Origin of the sequence: Rhizobium mongolense USDA 1844 (assembly GCF_000419765.1) — a bacterium.
GTDB lineage: Bacteria > Pseudomonadota > Alphaproteobacteria > Rhizobiales > Rhizobiaceae > Rhizobium > Rhizobium mongolense.
The window spans coordinates 63731-78986 of record NZ_ATTQ01000020.1 but is presented as its reverse complement, the minus strand read 5'-3'; the positions used below and the strand labels follow the sequence as shown (position 1 = coordinate 78986).

Genomic DNA, 15256 nt, shown 5'->3' with positions numbered 1-15256 from the left:
CGGCTTGGACGCCTTTTCCTATGACCTGCGCGGCCTGAAATGCCCCCTACCCGTGCTGAAGACCCGCCGCAAGCTTTCTTCCATGACAAGCGGCGCGCTCATTCGGGTGGAAACGACCGACCCGCTGGCTGGGATCGACATCCCTCATTTCTGTAAGGAAGACGGCCACTCGTTACTGGAAACGGTAAAAACCGAAACCGGTCACCGTTTCCTCATCCGCAAGAGATAATCTCAGATCTTCATGCCAGGAATGGCCAGCGGATTGTCGTTGAGAGCCGCGCGATCGGGCGTGTCGACCTGCGGCTTTCCGAGGAATGCATCGAAGAGGTTCTTCACGAAATCCTCCGGCAGATCCTTGGTGATCAGTACCATGCGCGTGCGCCGGTCGACCGGATCCGGCCAGGCCGGAAGGCGCACCGGCGGGTGAAAGATGTTCTGCACGCCATGCAGGATCAGAGGCCTGTCCGGCCTGTCCGAAACGGCAACGATGGCCTTCATGCGCAACAGCTTTTCGCCATGCGCGGAGCGCAACAGGTCGATGAACATCTCGAGCGCCATCGGCTCGATCGGCTTGTCTTCGACAATCGAGAAAGACCGGATCGACGCATCGTGACGGTTCACATCATGGGGATCTTGATGGTCATGACCATGATGGTGGTGGTGATCGTCTCCATGATGGTGATGGGCATCATGCTCGTCTTCGTCGCGAAGCCAGCGGCTGACGTCGGCGATCTTCGTTGCCGGGTTGTATAGACCGTTTACGAAAATCTCCGCGCTACCGGCGGGCGCGCTGTCAGCATCCATCGGTACCGCGCGCGGATTGAGGTGACGCAGCCGCGCCTCCAGCACCGGCAACAGCTCGGCGGATGCCATCGACTGCTTCGACACGATGAGGCGATCGGCGACTGCGACTTGCCGGCGTGCCTCCTCGTGATTGGTGAGTGTGGGAAGACCATTGACTGCGTCAACGACCGTGACGACGCCGTCCAGCTCGAAATTGGTTGCGATAATCGGGTTGCCCATGATCGCCTGCATGACCGGCGCCGGATCAGCAAGGCCGGTAGTCTCGATCACGACACGTTTGACGGGCTTGACCCGGCCGGTCTGCACCGCATCCATGAGGTTTGCCAGCGTATCGACGAGCTCGCCGCGCACTGTGCAGCAAAGGCAGCCGTCAGAAAGTTCGATGATCGCATCGCCCGAGCTTTCGACGAGCAGGTGGTCGATGCCGACATCGCCGAATTCGTTGATGATAACGGCGGCATCCTTCATCGCCGGATCCTTGAGGATGCGGTTCAACAAGGTCGACTTGCCGGCGCCAAGAAAGCCGGTCAGGATCGTGACCGGGATCGTGTCGTGATGAATGCTCATTTGCTTTTGCCTTAAAAGGACGTCGGGCGCGGCAGCGGTACCGGTACATTGGCAAGGTCGCCGATGGCATCGGCCTTTGCCATCTTGTCCGGTTGGACATCCTGGCCGGGAATGAGGCCGGCAAAGACGTAACGCGGCTCGTGATCCATTTCCTGGATATAGGGCGACTGCACTTTCATGCGCCCGACCTCGTCGCGCGTTTCGCTACGCACCTTGGCGCCCTTTGCGCTGCAGATATCGGCACTCATGTCGGTGACCTGATCCTGCCCCAGTCCGTAGGGCTTCAACGAACTCAAGGTATCGACTGCGGGAAACTGTGCCGTAAAGCCCTTCTGCAACAGGTTCGCCGTCGCATCCGCACGCGCCGCGAGGCTGTCTGTACCCAGAACGACCGAAATGATGGTGCGGCCGTTACGGGTCGCCGAACCGATCTGATTGAAGCCCGACGCGCAGATGAAACCGGTCTTCATGCCGTCCGCACCGGCGAAACGGCCGATCAGCAGATTGATATTCGGCGTATTCGTCTTGCCGTTCGTAAAGCCTTCAAGAGCGAAATAGCCCGCATATTGCGGGAAGTCACGCCGTAACGCGACCGTCAGGACTGCGAGATCGCGCGCCGTCGTATATTGGCCCTTGCCCGGCAGGCCGTTCGGATTGACGAAATGCGAATCCGACATGCCGAGCTTTGCTGCATCGGAATTCATGCGCAGGACAAAGGCATCCTGGGTACCAGCGACGGCCTCTGCCACGGCAACCGCGACGTCATTCGCCGACTTGATCATGAGGATCTTCAACGCGCTGTCCAGCGTCAGCTTCTGCCCCGGCTTGTAATACATTTTTGCAGCCGGCTGAGCAGCCGCCTGCTTGCTGATGACGATCGGCGTTTCGAGGCTGATCTCGCCGGCGCGGATTGCATTGAACACAGTATAGGCCGTCATCAGCTTCGTCAGCGATGCCGGGTACCATTTGCGAAAGGCTTCCTCATGCTCCAGCACGCGGCCGCTTTGGACCTCGACGAGAATATGCGGATTGGCTTGCGCCAGCGGAACCGAGAAGAAAAAAGCGGCCGTAGCGGTGGCTGCGAGTGAAATCAAACGTTTCTGGCGCGTTGACACGGTTCGTCCCTAAGATGTCCGGAAATCTCGAAAGCTTCACCTATTTAGCTTATATGGCCATGACATGGCAAAGGTCATTGCATAAGTTATTTCCGCGGCACAGCATTGCGCAAGCCGCCGGACAACCCGATTTCGCGACAGGAAGTTACGTATGCCGATTTTGAACAGAGCCGCTGAAATGCAAGCCGAAGTGACCGAATGGCGCCGCTACATCCACGCCCGGCCGGAGCTTCTTTTCGCGGTCGAAAACACGGCGGCCTTCGTTGCCGGCAAGCTCAGGGAGTTCGGCGTTGACGAAATTGTGACCGGCATCGGCCGCACCGGCGTGGTCGGCCTGATCAAGGGCAAGGGAGAAGGCAGCCGTACGATCGGCCTCCGCGCCGACATGGACGCCCTGCCGCTGACGGAGATCACCGGCAAGCCCTGGGCCTCGACGACGCCCGGCAAGATGCATGCCTGCGGACATGACGGTCACACGGCAATGCTGCTCGGCGCCGCGAAATATCTCGCGGAGACCCGCAACTTCAACGGCAACATCGCCGTAATCTTTCAGCCGGCCGAAGAGGGCGGCGGCGGCGGCAACCTGATGGTCCAGGAGGGCATGATGGAGCGCTTCAGGATCGAGGAGGTCTACGGGATGCATAATCTGCCGGGCCTTCCCGTCGGGCAGTTCGCCATCCGCCAAGGCGCGATCATGGCGGCAACGGACGAGTTCACGGTGACGATCAGGGGCCTCGGCGGTCATGCCGCCCAGCCGCACCGGACGATCGACCCGATTGCGATCGGTGCGCAGATCGTCACCAACCTGCAGATGATCGCTTCGCGCAGCGCCGATCCCCTACGTTCTGTCGTCGTCTCGGTTACCAAATTCAATGCGGGTTTCGCTCACAACGTCATTCCGAATGACGCGCAGATTGCCGGCACGATCCGCACGCTCGACGCCGAAGTCCGTGATCTGGCGGAAACACGCCTGAAGCAGATCATCAACGGCCTAGTCGCCGCCCATGGCGCGCAGGCCGATATCAGTTTCCACCGCAACTATCCCGTCACCGTCAACCATGCCACGGAGACCACCCATGCGATTGCCACCGCCAGCGACATAGCGGGCGCGGCGAACGTCAATTCTGAAGTCGATCCGATGATGGGAGGCGAGGATTTCTCCTACATGCTCAACGCCCGTCCCGGCGCTTTCATCTTCATCGGCAACGGCGACAGCGCAGGCCTTCATAATCCGGCCTATGATTTTAACGACGAAGTCATCGCCCACGGCATCTCTTATTGGGCCCGCCTTGCCGAAAAGCGTTTGGGCGCGTGAGAATCTATACTCGATAAGAACTCAAAAAGGCTTGGCTTCCCGCCAAGCCTTTTGTATGCATGGCACGGAGTGGTCCCGTAGCTCAGCAGGATAGAGCAGTTTTTGGGGCTTACCGGTTTTACCGTTTTTCTATCCGATTGAAATATAATAAATATTTCCGATATAAAAGCCGGTATGAGTTTGCGCAGTTTTCCTTTCGCCCTAGGGAAGAAACGCTTTCGCCGTCTGATCCTTGCTACTGTGGCAGCGGTCTCAAGTACAAGAAATGTCATTTGCTGCGCGATTAATTGTGCTCAAACGCAACTGGCCGGGGCTGAGTCGATAAATTATTGGGCCTGCGGCTTCCTCGCGTTGGCCTCCTGGCTAAACTGACGGCGGAGATTCAGTCCTCCTCGTAGTCATGAACTAGGTGTTGATATTCAGGACTGCATCGGGAACGAACCTCCAAGGAACAAACGGTTTGTCCACGTAGCTCAGCAGGATAGAGCATTTCTTAGGGCAAAAAAGTTACCGGGTTGGCGATCTGCCCCGAGGACGAAGGGTTGGACATAACGGTAATCTTACCGGTCGACCTGGAGCGAAAAAACATGCTCTGCATCGAGACCTTTGCACGGGAGGTTCAGCATTGGTCTCGCGGCGGCCCGCTTATAAGTTCTGTCGGTGGTCTCAAAGAGGCTGGCGGTGGCCCATCGGCGTAGTTGCAGCGAGATAGGTCGCTACATCAGAGATCGCGGTGAAGCAGGCACCTGCTCAAACCATGATATTTCAATCGATACCACTCGCCGCGGCTCCTGAAGACCGCGCCAGCGACCAGTTGCGCTTCAAGAAGTATCCTCGGTTAGCCTCCAGTTCGACAAGTCCGTCATGATGTAGACTGCTGAGGGCCGCCGCGACGGGGGCACGGGATACCTTGAAGGTGTCAGCGAGGACCTGGGCTGGCAGATGCTGCCCACTCATCATCCGGTTCTTGCAGACGTACTCGATGATGTCGTTCGCTACTTGGGCGGAGACACTCTTTCGGGCGATGATCGCTTTGCTTTGCGGTAGTGCTGCAATATCGGCCCTAGCTCTACCGCAGCACCGCAAGAAAGCGAACTAGATTTCGACGGCCGAAGAGTGAGTAACGACCGGCGGCTTTTCGAAGTATGGACCCGCAAGACAACGCCATTCCTGGAAGTCGGCGGAGTTCCGAAACTCGACCATATGGTTTCAATGGTCTCCCATTTCACCAGAAGCCGGTACACGTTCGGGGTCTCGACCACTCGATGCAGCGCCAGGCCGCGACATCCTTTCGCCCGAAGGAACAAGGGCCGCGCTTTCGACACTCCCTCTTCAAAATGCTTCGTTTGTCCATCGCGGACGGTGATTTCGGCAACGTCGATAATCATCAGGCAGCGCCAGCGGAGCTGGTGTGTTCGGCGTCGATTGCCCGTTCCTCGCCGGTCGCGATCATCGTACGAGTCGCATCTATCGACGCGTATATCCAAAAGATACGCATCGGCTGACTATCAGATGCGTTGATGAACCGGTGCGGAACGTTCGCCGGAATCCACGTCGTATCGTTTGCACCAAGCCGATGCCGGACGCCGTCGATCTCCGCGATGGCTTCGCCATCCAAGACCATCACACTTTCCTCGCAGTTATGCCTGTGAAGCCCTATGGACGCTCCCGGGTCAAAAGCGGTAATTCCGTTGATCATGCTGGTTGAACCGCATTTCCGGGTAACGAGGGGCGTCGTTCTTGCACCACCGCCTCGGTCATTCGTATTTAGCTCTTTAGGGCGAAGTATCGCTGCCTCAGCCATCTCGTGTCCTCTGATTAGGTTGCTCTTGCGGGACCGACCCACACGGTTTTCACGTTCACGAACTCTCGGATGCCATAAACCCCAAGTTCACGACCGTATCCCGACCTCTTGATACCACCAAAGGGATACCGGGGGTCCGATGCGACCATCCCGTTGATGAACACCGCTCCGGCGTCGATCTTCCGAGCAAGGCGCTTGGCCTTCTCCGTGTCCTGGGACCAAAGAGCGGAGCCAAGACCGAATTCGGTCTGGTTGGCCAAGCGAATGGCTTCATCCGCATCCTTTACCCGGGTGATAGCGGCGACAGGGCCAAAAGTTTCCTCGCAGAAAGCGACCATATCCGGCGAGACATGATCGAGGACCGTCGGCGGATAAAAGAAGCCATCCCCTCCGATGGGCTTGCCTCCTGCTCGAGCGACCGCGCCGGCAGCAATTGTCTTCTCAACTTGAGCATGGAGACCTGCAAGCAGGTTCGCCCGCGCCATCGGGCCAATATTTGTGTCGCGCTCGTTTGGATCGCCAATCTTCAGCTTAGCGACGCCCTCGCAGAACAACTCTACGAATCGCTCTGCCACGGATTCTTCCACGATAAACCGCTTAGCGTTCACGCAGGATTGACCGACATTGATGTATCGAGCTTTGACCGCGACAGCAGCCGCCTGTTCCAAATCCGCATCGGCTAGCACGATAAATGGGTCGGAGCCACCAAGCTCTAGCACCTGTTTTTTCAGGGCTTTCCCCGCTTGCCCGGCGACGATGGCACCAACTTCGGTTGACCCCGTCAGAGTGACCGCCGCGATCCGATCATCGGCGATTAATCCGGCCACCTTGGATGCATCGATGAGAAGCGTGCGGAACAGTCCGTCAGAACATCCTGCCTCCCGCATAATGTCTTCCACGGCAAGCGCACACTCCGGAACATTGTTAGCATGCTTCAGGATCGCACCATTACCAGCGGCGAAAGCCGGAGCGGCAAAGCGGAAGAACTGCCAAAACGGGTAATTCCAGGGCATGATCGCGAGGATAACGCCCAGGGGGTCAAATGCCACGACGCTTTCCGTGGCGTTCGAGATAACCGGTTCGTCGGCGAGGTATTGAGTTGCATGCTCAGCATAGAAATCACAGTTGTACGCACACTTTTCGATCTCGGCCTCTGATTCCGCGATTGGCTTTCCCATTTCCCGGGTTATCATTTCAGCATAAGTCGACTTGCCTTTGCGAAGAGCAATAGCCATCCGCGTCAACAGTCCCACACGTTCGGTGATGGGAACCTCACGCCATTTCCGCTGAGCCCTATTAGCCGCCGTCAGCGCGGCGTCCACGTATTCATCGGAATGCAGCTCGAAGGTTGCGATCTCTTTTCCGGTCGCCGGATTGATCGAGGTGAGCATGGTTACCTCCCTGGGTTCGCTTGAATGTAAGACATGAGACTTTCCATCTCGCTTGCCGATCCCATCAAAACGCCGACACGCTGATGTAAGCCGTGCGGGATCACATCAAGGATCGGCTGGGTGCCGGTGGAACAAACCCCACCCGCGGCCTCAAGGATGAAGCTCATCGGATTTGCTTCGTAGAGAAGGCGCAATTTTCCTGGGCCGTCGATTGACTTTCCCGGGTAGAGGAAAAGACCGCCGCGCAAAAGGATACGGTGCAGCTCTGCCACCATGGAGCCCACCCACCGCATATTGTGCTTACGGGCAAGCGGACCCGTCTCCCCGAGATCGCAGTCACTGACAAATGCAGCAATACCGGGTGGCCAATCCATTTTCCGGCTAGCGTTGATGGCATATTCTGGGTTCTGGGCAGGCACCCGATGACCTTGGCTGATCAGCCTGTACTGACCACGGTGATCGGCACCAAAAACCGCGACCCCGTTGCCGAGGGTGAGGGTAAACAAGGTTGAAGGCCCATACGCGGCATAGGCTGCAAAGCGCTGTTGACGGCCCGGCTGCAGAATCTGATCCAACGTCGATGCTTCGACCACTGAGAAGATCGAACCTACTGTTATGTTGACGTCGACATTGGACGAACCGTCCAACGGGTCGAAGATCACCGCGTAACGACCAGCTGTGTTCAAAGAAACTGCCTCGTCCACCTCCTCCGAAACCGCGAAAGAGACATGCGCGAGAGGCTGAAGGGCAGCCATCATCCTGTCGCTGGCTATGACATCGAGAGGCTTTTGAACTTCGCCCTGAATGTTCACGGTACCCAAGGAAGTGTCGGCTTCCATCCAATTCGACTTACGAATGTCTTGAGCTATGGTCAGCGACGCAGCTGCCAACGCCGTTACGACTTCAGCGAGATCGGGGGAGACACCATCGTCGACAGCTTGGCTGAGGAAGCTCGCCAGGGAAGTGATACCTTTCCTCATGCTGCGGCTCGTACCGACCGGCCGTGCTCGCATATGGCTGAGAACTGCTTCGCATCGAGGCTTGCACCACCTACCAAGAGCCCACCGACCTCGGAAATTGCCAGAATCTCTGTAGCGTTCGACGGTTTGACCGATCCGCCATAGAGAATGCGGATGCCCCGACCGCTTTCTCCCCAATGCGCCAATAGCTCCACTCGGATATGCTTATGCACTACGGCAATTTCATCCAAGGTTGGGGTGACGCCGGTCCCAATTGCCCATTTAGGTTCGTACGCAATCACGATCTGGTCGACCGCAGAAGTCCGTGGAACGGAGTACAAAATCTGGTCGGACACCGCCGCAAGGGTTTTGCCGTCTGCCTTCTCCTGAGCGATCTCACCGATGCAGATTACGGCCTTTAGCCCCTCCTGAACTGCCTGGATCGCCTTCCGTCGAACTAGATCATCACTCTCAGCATGCCGCTGGCGGCGCTCCGAATGGCCAAGAATGACGAATTTCGCTCCGGCATCTTTCAGCATCGAGGCTGATATTTCGCCGGTGAACGCGCCAGAAACCTCGCTGCTGCAGTCCTGACCGCCCAATTGCACCCTAGTATCCTTGAGCAAGATCGAGGACACCGCGAGAAGCGTTGCAGGCGGAAACACCACGACGTCGACCTCTTCGTTCAAGTGCTCGCAAGAGCGGGCAGTCTCCTCAAGCACAGCCAACGAGCTGTTGAGCCCATTCATTTTCCAATTACCCGCGATGAGATAGGGACCGGTCATCGCTACTCCTGTCGTTTAATCTGCTGGAAAAATTCAGTACGCGCCGAACACGGCTTTCAGCTCGGCCACGTTCTCTTCAGTCAGCATCCGCGTCGGTGCGCCGCGCAGAAGCACCAGAAGCTTTGCTCTCCTCAAGCTCTTCGGCCGCGTAGACTGCCGAGCCGATGTCCTTGCCGGTCACGACTGGGCCGTGGTTTGCCAACAGAACAGCGGCATAGCGTCCTTTCAGTTTGCGGATCAGATCGCCTGCCTTCTCGTCTCCGGGCCGCACGTAAGGAACGAGTTTCACCTGACCGACGCGCATCACGACATAAGGGGTCAACGGAGGGATGCAGTCATCCGGATCGACGTCTGTTAGGCAAGACAGAGCGGTTGCGAAGGTAGAATGCAGATGAACGACCGCCCCTGTTTGGGGCCGTGTTTCGTAAAAGGCGTTGTGCAGGAAGATTTCCTTGGAAGGCTTGTCCCCTGAAAGATGCTGACCATCACGGCTGACCTTGCTGATGCGAGCAGGGTCAAGAAAGCCGAGGGAGGAATTCGTTGGCGTCATGAGGATGCCGTGGTCAACCGCGGCGCTGATGTTTCCCGCCGTACCGACCGAGTATCCTCGCTCGAAAAGCGACCGCGACAAACGGACAATCTCTTCGCGAACTTTAGATTCATTGCTCATTGTGACGTCAGCCTGTTCAATGCCTTTGTGAAGAAATCCTGCGCACCGAAGTTTCCGGACTTCAGCGCGAGCGCGATGGGCTTGTCGCCGTGCGAAAGGAGAACCGGTACGCCGGGGTCGATCTCCTGGCCAATGGTCAGCGCACCGAGATCGAGCGCAGAAACCACGGCCCCTGACGTCTCCCCGCCTGCGACGACCAACCTTGTCACACCAGCGGCCACAAGCTTCTGTGCTGTCTCCGCAAAGAACCCGTCGAGCTTATGGGCGACCTCGTCGCGACCGTACTTCTCTTGCATCCGGCGGACGTCCTCAGGAGTACCGGAAGAGTAGGCAAGCGGTGCCTTGCCGTGGTTTGCCTGGATAAACTTGACGATATCGTCTGCCGTGGTTTCTCCACTCATGACCTTATCGACATCGATTGGCAGTGTCGGATGACTTGCCTTGTGGAGGTCAATCTGCCCTCGCGTCGCACCCGAGCAGCTTCCGGCGAGTATAGCTTCCGGACCCGTCGTCCCAATCGAGCTGTCTCGCGAACCCTTCGCCAATCCCCGTCGGATGAAATTGGCGGGTAGGCCGATTGCGATACCGGAGCCCCCGGTGACCAGCTTGTGGTCAGCGATGGCAGCGCCAATAGTCGCCAGTTCCTCATCTGACGTGGCGTCGACGATGACCATGGTACCTTCGGCCTCAGCCAGTGCGTCTCTTATCGCGGCTTCGCCCTGGCGCACCACTCGGGCAGGGACCAGACCAACAGGTGTCTCCGTCTGATAGCCAAGCCACCGCCGGATGTCCGGGTCGTTCATTGGCGTCAGCGGATGGTTCTGCATGCCGGATTCGTTGAGCAACCGGTCATGGACAAACAGATGTCCCATGTAGACCGTGCGACCAGCTCCGGGGAAAGCCGGGCAAGCGACAACGCCTCTAGCGCCAAGTGCTTTGGCGAGTGCCTCGCCAACCGGTCCGATGTTACCCTCTTTTGTAGAATCAAACGTCGAGCAGTATTTGAAAACGATCTGCCCACATCCCTGCGAAAGTAGCCAATCGAGCGCTGCCAACGATTGCTGGACAGCGTCCGCCACACGTATCGAGCGGCTCTTCAAGGCTACCACGCCCGCTTCGATTTCCGGCGGGGCCGGCCTCGACGGAACTCCCAAAAACTGGGCGGTCTTCAAGCCACCATGGGGCGGCAAGCCTTTTGCGATCGTGTTGGCTATGTCGCTAGCGCCGGTAAAGTCGTCCGCGATTACACCCAGGAGCATTCTTCACTTCCTTCCCGCGAGCCTTAGAAGCCGTAGAGCTTGGCCGCATTGTCTACAAAAATCTTCTGGCGGGTCCCGTTGTCGCCCGCCCAGTCGGCGCACAGGTCCATCAGCGTCGCATCGTTCGGCTTGCCAAATTTGCCTGGTGATGGGTGTGGCCAGTCGGAAGCCCACAGCACCCGGTCTGGCGCTACCTTGATGTAAGCCCGCGCGAAGGCACCCATGTCTTCGTAAGTCGGTGGTCCGACGACTGTGTCCTGATAAATGCTGGAAAGCTTGGTATAGGCCTTCCCCTGCTCAAGGAGAGCGCTAACAACGGCGAATGCCGGGTGCTTGATGCCCTCGGGCTGGGGAATGCGACCAAGGTGATCGAAGACGACGGTTACCGGTAAGCGAGCGAACAGGTCGGCATTCTTGGCTATATCGCTACCAGACATATGAACCTGAATATGCCAGCCAAGCTCCGCAACCCGCTTGGAAAGCGGTTCGATCATCTCGATCGTTGTGGCCCCCGCCCTGCCCAAATTAAATCGAATGCCGCGTATGCCGGCGGCGTTCAATTCCTTGAGCTGCTCGTCGCTGACCGAGGTATCGACCACCGCAATCCCGCGAGCACGAGGCCCCAGATTTTTAAGGGCTTCCAGCAGGCAGGAATTGTCCGTCCCATAGGTGGACGGCTGGACGATCACGCTACGCTCGAATCCCAATCGAGTGCGAAGCTTTTCGTAGTCGGTCACCAGAGCATCGGGCGGCACCAGGCTTGCGTTCGGCGCGGCCGGGAAGCGCTTGTCATAGATATGGAAATGCGCATCGCAAGTGTTGGCGGGTGCCTTGAAACTCGGCTTGTTGTCACCGGATGAGTAAGGAACCGCGTCGGAGCCGTTTGCAGACGTTGAAACCGTAACGGCTGCAGCAGCACCGAAAGTGCCCGCTATGAACTCGCGTCTACTCATATGCATTGCCTTTCTCCTCCCATTTTTTCACGATTTCGTCGCGTCTATAGAAGCAACTTCTTCAATTTCGCGACTGCTGCGTCCGGACTGCTAAACACGGGGATAGACGTGACCTCGCGAACTGGCGAAAGTGCCCGTGCGGTCGAAAAATGTGCGAGCATGATTGCGTCGAAGTCACGAAGCGAGGCGGCAGCTTGTTTGACCAAGCGATTGTGGGTCTCGGCGTCGCCGCTTCGTACCGCTTCAATAGCGCCTTCAACGAGGAAACTCTGAATGCTGGCCTTCGGGTTGAGCCGCTTGGCCTCTACGTGGAATTCCTCTTCCATCCCCTCGCGAGCCGGCGGAAACGTGTACAGCATCGCAGTTCTGCCGCCTTGGCTGATGGCAGCCTCAAACATCGCCTCATTTGGCTTCAAAACGGGGATTGGAAGCTTGGCGGCTGCCGCTTCGATCGCGGTTCCAAAGGCCGAGCAGGTGAAGAGGACGGCATCGCATCTCGCGTTGAAGGCATATTCCGCTAGCGCGAATATTCGTTCCGCCAGTTCCGGCGTGATCTCGTCTGCCTTCGCTCGATCCGGTGACAGGCTATCTTCGAGAAGATTCACAGTCTCGGCTTCCGGCCAAGCGGTGGCAAAGGAGGCGTTGATCGGTTCCATCGCGATGGGCGTCGCATGGATAAGGGCAATGCGGGGGGCGGACATTTTGGCCTCTGAACTGAACTATGAAAGTCAGCGGCCGCCCGGGAGGAAGGGCGGCCGCCGGAGTGTGGCCTACTTCTGAGCGCCGGAGAAAACCCAGACACTTTCGGGCGGGATTTGCGCCCACACCTTGCCCGAAGCCATCTGTTTCGTTCCGTGCGCCTTCGCCACAAAATCACCTCGGCGGAGACGGTATTCCCAGCGATCCCCCAAGTAGATGCTGTCGTCGAGGTTCATCTCGATGCCCTCGTTCGCGGGAACGTCTGTCACCTTGATCTGCTCAACACGAATGACCGCACGAGCGTCCTCAGAACCCGTCAGACCGGCTGCTTCGCGGATCGTACCGTTCAACGACCAGCCTTCTCCGCCAATCGTCGCAACCTGGCCGCTGACCGTTTGCACCTTCCCCTTGACGATATTGTTCGCACCAAGGAAATCGGCCGAGTAGAAGCTGTTCGGGTTCGAGTAAATCTCCTGCGGTCCGCCTTGCTGGACGATACGTCCGTCCTGCAGCAGGAGAATATTGTCGGCCGCCGCCAGCGCTTCGCTCTGGTCGTGTGTGACGAGAATTGCGCAAATTTGCAGATCGAGGATCAGCTTGCGAATCCAGTACCGGGCCTCCTCGCGAAGCTTCGCATCGAGGTTGGAGAGCGGCTCGTCGAGCAGCAGAACGCGCGGTTCGTAGACAAGGGCGCGGCAAATGGCGACGCGTTGCTGCTGGCCACCGGATAGCTGCGACGGATAACGGTCAGCGAGATGTCCCAGACCCATGCGGTCGAGAATAGCCTGGACACGAGTACCGATCTCGGTGGGGTTCACACCGCGTAGCTTGAGGCCATACCCCACGTTTTCCTTGACGGTTCTATGCGGCCAAAGCGCATACGACTGGAACACGAGACCGATATTGCGTTGCTCGGGAGGAAGCGCAACCTTCTTCTCGCCGTCGAGCACCGTTTTGCCGCCGATGACGATGTTGCCGATTTCCGGCTGTTCGAGGCCGGCGATGCAGCGCAGCAAGGTAGTCTTGCCACTGCCCGACGCTCCCAGCAGTGCGACAATGCTGCCGCGCTCTGCCGTGAAGGATGCACCCTTGAGGATTTGAAGGCCGCCCAGCCATTTCTGGACGTTGTTTACAACGAGTTCAGTCATGGATTTTAGCTCCGAGTCGCAGGGCAAGGGCGAGACCCGCACCTGTCAGGACGATACTGATAAGAGAGAGGGCTGCGATGGTGTTCATTGCACCGGTCTGCAGCAGCGAGACCATCAGAGAGCCGATTACCTCGGTTCCCGCGCCCATCAGATAAACGCCCGTCGCATACTCGCGGAGGAAGATGATCATGATGAGTGCCCATGCACCAGCCAGACCAGGTCTGACGATAGGAATGACAACGTCCTTCCAGGTACGTCCGATGGTCGCGCCGGTCGTTCGAGCAGATTCTTCCAGCTCTGGCGCAACCTGCATCAGAGTGCCTTGAAGAAGGCGCAAGCCATAGGACAGACCGACGACCACGTAGGCGATGAACAAGCTGGCGAGGGTCGGACGAAGGGGTGTCAGGAACGGTACGAAGAGGAACACCCAGAAGAAGGCCAGACCGATAACCAGGCCAGGGAGCGCCCTTGGCAACAGCACCAGATAGTCGAGCACAGTGTTGGAGACACCCCAGTTCCGGTGACCGGCGAGGCCGACCAGCAGATAAATCCCAACCGCAACCGCACCACCAACGACGGACAGGAGGACGGTGTTTATGATGCCGCGAACCAGGCTCGGCACTTCAAGCAGATGATCGAAGTTCGAGAAGGTCAGCTGGTCCCAAAGATTGACGCCCTCACCCCAGGCATTGACGAATGCACGAACGGTGATGCCACCGATGGGCAGGCCGACCGAAATGAACAGCCACAGACCGATGATCGAAAGAGCAATGATCTGACCGCTCTTCCCGAGCTTCAACGTAGCGACACGAGCCCCTTTGCCACCCATAGCGGCGTAACGACGGGCGTTGCGCAGAAGGCGACGCTGAATCCACACGAGAGGCAGCGTGATGAGGATGAGAACAACAGCAACCACCGCCATCAGCTGATAGGTTGGCGTGCCGAAGAGCGTCGTAAGCTTGTAGATATAGGTCGTGAGGACCATGATACCGTTCGGGTCACCCAACACCAGCGGAATACCAAACGTCTCGAAGCCCAGGAGGATGTTGAGAGCCGCCGCAAAGATCAGAGCGGGGAGAACCATGGGCAAGGTTACGTCGCGTGAAACCTGCCAAATGTTGGCACCGCTTGTACGGGCAGCCTCTTCCAGATCGGAAGGAAGGTTCTTCATCGACGCGGAGACGTACAGGTAGACGTGCGGGACGTGGCTGAGGCCACCGATGACGATCATCCCAGCAAGGCTGTAGATGTTCCACGGCACGAAGCCTACGAGATCGCGGATGACCAGCGATAGGAAACCTGTCGGTCCGACCGAGACGGTGTAGCCGAAAGCCAAAACAATCGACGAAATGAACATCGGCACCAGGACGAGGATTTCGAGCCAGCGCTTCGCCTTGATGTCCGTCCGCGTGATCAGAAATGCGAGCAGGCCACCAAGCGGCACGGCAAGTGCTACCATTCCGAACGAGAACAGAGCGGTAGTACCAAGTGCGCGGTAGAAGTTCTTGTCAGTGAAGACATACCGATAGGCGTCAAGGCCAACGTGGGCGCGTGGGCTGAAGAATGCCGCGCTTAGAAAGCTCTGATAGATGATCAGGCCCACTGGAGCGAGAACGGCAATTGCCAGCAACGTGATTACGATAATGCGGTACGCGCTTGCGTTCCCCACTGACGGCATTTTAGGCGGATACGTGTTTGCGGCTGGCGCTGACTTTGCGGATAACGCAATCGCGCTCGGAGCCTGAGCATGTGTAGACATGATTGCCTCTCAATTTTATCTGAGAGGC

Annotated in this window: 16 protein-coding genes and 1 pseudogene; 3 read left to right on the top strand and 14 right to left on the bottom strand. The window is 57.9% G+C overall.

The window, feature by feature from the left end:
• Positions 1–4: 4 nt before the first annotated feature.
• Positions 5–229, top strand: a complete 225-nt coding sequence (locus A3C3_RS0128865) for a sulfurtransferase TusA family protein (protein WP_022718055.1) — start codon at positions 5–7, stop codon at positions 227–229.
• 2 nt (positions 230–231) lie between these two features.
• Here A3C3_RS0128865 and A3C3_RS0128860 read toward each other — a convergent pair whose 3' ends face one another.
• Entirely contained in the window at positions 232–1371 is a 1140-nt protein-coding gene (locus tag A3C3_RS0128860) for a CobW family GTP-binding protein (RefSeq protein ID WP_022718054.1), read from the bottom strand.
• Between the two features lie 11 nt (positions 1372–1382).
• Positions 1383–2486: a D-alanyl-D-alanine carboxypeptidase family protein gene (locus A3C3_RS0128855; RefSeq protein ID WP_028740096.1), complete on the bottom strand. Its 1104-nt coding sequence runs from the start codon at positions 2484–2486 to the stop codon at positions 1383–1385.
• Between the two features lie 151 nt (positions 2487–2637).
• Between A3C3_RS0128855 and A3C3_RS0128850 the strand changes: the two genes are divergently transcribed.
• A complete protein-coding gene (locus A3C3_RS0128850) occupies positions 2638–3801 on the top strand; it encodes a M20 aminoacylase family protein (RefSeq protein WP_022718052.1) in 1164 nt (387 codons plus the stop codon).
• Positions 3802–3860: 59 nt separating this feature from the next.
• A complete protein-coding gene (locus A3C3_RS48680) occupies positions 3861–4088 on the top strand; it encodes an SEC-C metal-binding domain-containing protein (protein WP_084797060.1) in 228 nt (75 codons plus the stop codon).
• A gap of 478 nt (positions 4089–4566) precedes the next feature.
• Here A3C3_RS48680 and A3C3_RS47980 read toward each other — a convergent pair whose 3' ends face one another.
• The 12 genes and pseudogenes from A3C3_RS47980 to A3C3_RS0128790 form a co-directional block, all read right to left on the bottom strand.
• Positions 4567–4887: a GntR family transcriptional regulator gene (locus A3C3_RS47980; protein WP_028740095.1), complete on the bottom strand. Its 321-nt coding sequence runs from the start codon at positions 4885–4887 to the stop codon at positions 4567–4569.
• 9 nt (positions 4888–4896) lie between these two features.
• Positions 4897–5189: pseudogene (locus tag A3C3_RS41810) on the bottom strand (antibiotic biosynthesis monooxygenase family protein).
• Positions 5189–5605: a cupin domain-containing protein gene (locus A3C3_RS0128835; protein WP_028740094.1), complete on the bottom strand. Its 417-nt coding sequence runs from the start codon at positions 5603–5605 to the stop codon at positions 5189–5191. The pseudogene A3C3_RS41810 and the gene A3C3_RS0128835 overlap by 1 nt, the downstream one beginning before the upstream one ends.
• Before the next feature lie 14 nt (positions 5606–5619).
• Positions 5620–6996: an NAD-dependent succinate-semialdehyde dehydrogenase gene (locus tag A3C3_RS0128830; RefSeq protein ID WP_022718049.1), complete on the bottom strand. Its 1377-nt coding sequence runs from the start codon at positions 6994–6996 to the stop codon at positions 5620–5622.
• Between the two features lie 2 nt (positions 6997–6998).
• Positions 6999–7976: a class 1 fructose-bisphosphatase gene (locus A3C3_RS0128825; protein WP_028740093.1), complete on the bottom strand. Its 978-nt coding sequence runs from the start codon at positions 7974–7976 to the stop codon at positions 6999–7001.
• The gene (tpiA, locus tag A3C3_RS0128820) at positions 7973–8740 is read right to left on the bottom strand and encodes a triose-phosphate isomerase (RefSeq protein WP_022718048.1); all 768 of its coding nucleotides are present in this window, start codon (positions 8738–8740) and stop codon (positions 7973–7975) included. The genes A3C3_RS0128825 and tpiA overlap by 4 nt, the downstream gene beginning before the upstream one ends.
• A gap of 76 nt (positions 8741–8816) precedes the next feature.
• A complete protein-coding gene (otnC, locus tag A3C3_RS41805) occupies positions 8817–9410 on the bottom strand; it encodes a 3-oxo-tetronate 4-phosphate decarboxylase (RefSeq protein WP_233450667.1) in 594 nt (197 codons plus the stop codon).
• The gene (gene otnK / locus A3C3_RS0128810) at positions 9407–10669 is read right to left on the bottom strand and encodes a 3-oxo-tetronate kinase (RefSeq protein WP_022718047.1); all 1263 of its coding nucleotides are present in this window, start codon (positions 10667–10669) and stop codon (positions 9407–9409) included. The genes otnC and otnK overlap by 4 nt, the downstream gene beginning before the upstream one ends.
• 23 nt (positions 10670–10692) lie before the next feature.
• Positions 10693–11628: an amidohydrolase family protein gene (locus A3C3_RS0128805; protein WP_022718046.1), complete on the bottom strand. Its 936-nt coding sequence runs from the start codon at positions 11626–11628 to the stop codon at positions 10693–10695.
• 38 nt (positions 11629–11666) lie between these two features.
• Positions 11667–12323: an aspartate/glutamate racemase family protein gene (locus A3C3_RS0128800; RefSeq protein ID WP_028740092.1), complete on the bottom strand. Its 657-nt coding sequence runs from the start codon at positions 12321–12323 to the stop codon at positions 11667–11669.
• 69 nt (positions 12324–12392) lie between these two features.
• A complete protein-coding gene (locus A3C3_RS0128795) occupies positions 12393–13469 on the bottom strand; it encodes an ABC transporter ATP-binding protein (protein WP_022718043.1) in 1077 nt (358 codons plus the stop codon).
• Positions 13462–15147, bottom strand: a complete 1686-nt coding sequence (locus tag A3C3_RS0128790; protein ID WP_022718042.1) for an ABC transporter permease — start codon at positions 15145–15147, stop codon at positions 13462–13464. Before A3C3_RS0128790 ends, A3C3_RS0128795 begins: the two co-directional genes overlap by 8 nt.
• Positions 15148–15256 lie beyond the last annotated feature (109 nt).

Bases quoted from the DNA above. Each gene is read 5' to 3' on its own strand.
- A3C3_RS0128860 (WP_022718054.1), bottom strand. From the start codon at position 1,371: ATGAGCATTCATCACGACACGATCCCGGTCACGATCCTGACCGGCTTT.
- A3C3_RS0128850 (WP_022718052.1), top strand. From the start codon at position 2,638: ATGCCGATTTTGAACAGAGCCGCTGAAATGCAAGCCGAAGTGACCGAA.
- A3C3_RS48680 (WP_084797060.1), top strand. From the start codon at position 3,861: ATGGCACGGAGTGGTCCCGTAGCTCAGCAGGATAGAGCAGTTTTTGGG.
- A3C3_RS0128835 (WP_028740094.1), bottom strand. From the start codon at position 5,605: ATGGCTGAGGCAGCGATACTTCGCCCTAAAGAGCTAAATACGAATGAC.
- A3C3_RS0128830 (WP_022718049.1), bottom strand. From the start codon at position 6,996: ATGCTCACCTCGATCAATCCGGCGACCGGAAAAGAGATCGCAACCTTC.
- A3C3_RS0128825 (WP_028740093.1), bottom strand. From the start codon at position 7,976: ATGAGGAAAGGTATCACTTCCCTGGCGAGCTTCCTCAGCCAAGCTGTC.
- tpiA (WP_022718048.1), bottom strand. From the start codon at position 8,740: ATGACCGGTCCCTATCTCATCGCGGGTAATTGGAAAATGAATGGGCTC.
- otnC (WP_233450667.1), bottom strand. From the start codon at position 9,410: ATGAGCAATGAATCTAAAGTTCGCGAAGAGATTGTCCGTTTGTCGCGG.
- otnK (WP_022718047.1), bottom strand. From the start codon at position 10,669: ATGCTCCTGGGTGTAATCGCGGACGACTTTACCGGCGCTAGCGACATA.
- A3C3_RS0128805 (WP_022718046.1), bottom strand. From the start codon at position 11,628: ATGCATATGAGTAGACGCGAGTTCATAGCGGGCACTTTCGGTGCTGCT.
- A3C3_RS0128800 (WP_028740092.1), bottom strand. From the start codon at position 12,323: ATGTCCGCCCCCCGCATTGCCCTTATCCATGCGACGCCCATCGCGATG.
- A3C3_RS0128795 (WP_022718043.1), bottom strand. From the start codon at position 13,469: ATGACTGAACTCGTTGTAAACAACGTCCAGAAATGGCTGGGCGGCCTT.
- A3C3_RS0128790 (WP_022718042.1), bottom strand. From the start codon at position 15,147: ATGCCGTCAGTGGGGAACGCAAGCGCGTACCGCATTATCGTAATCACG.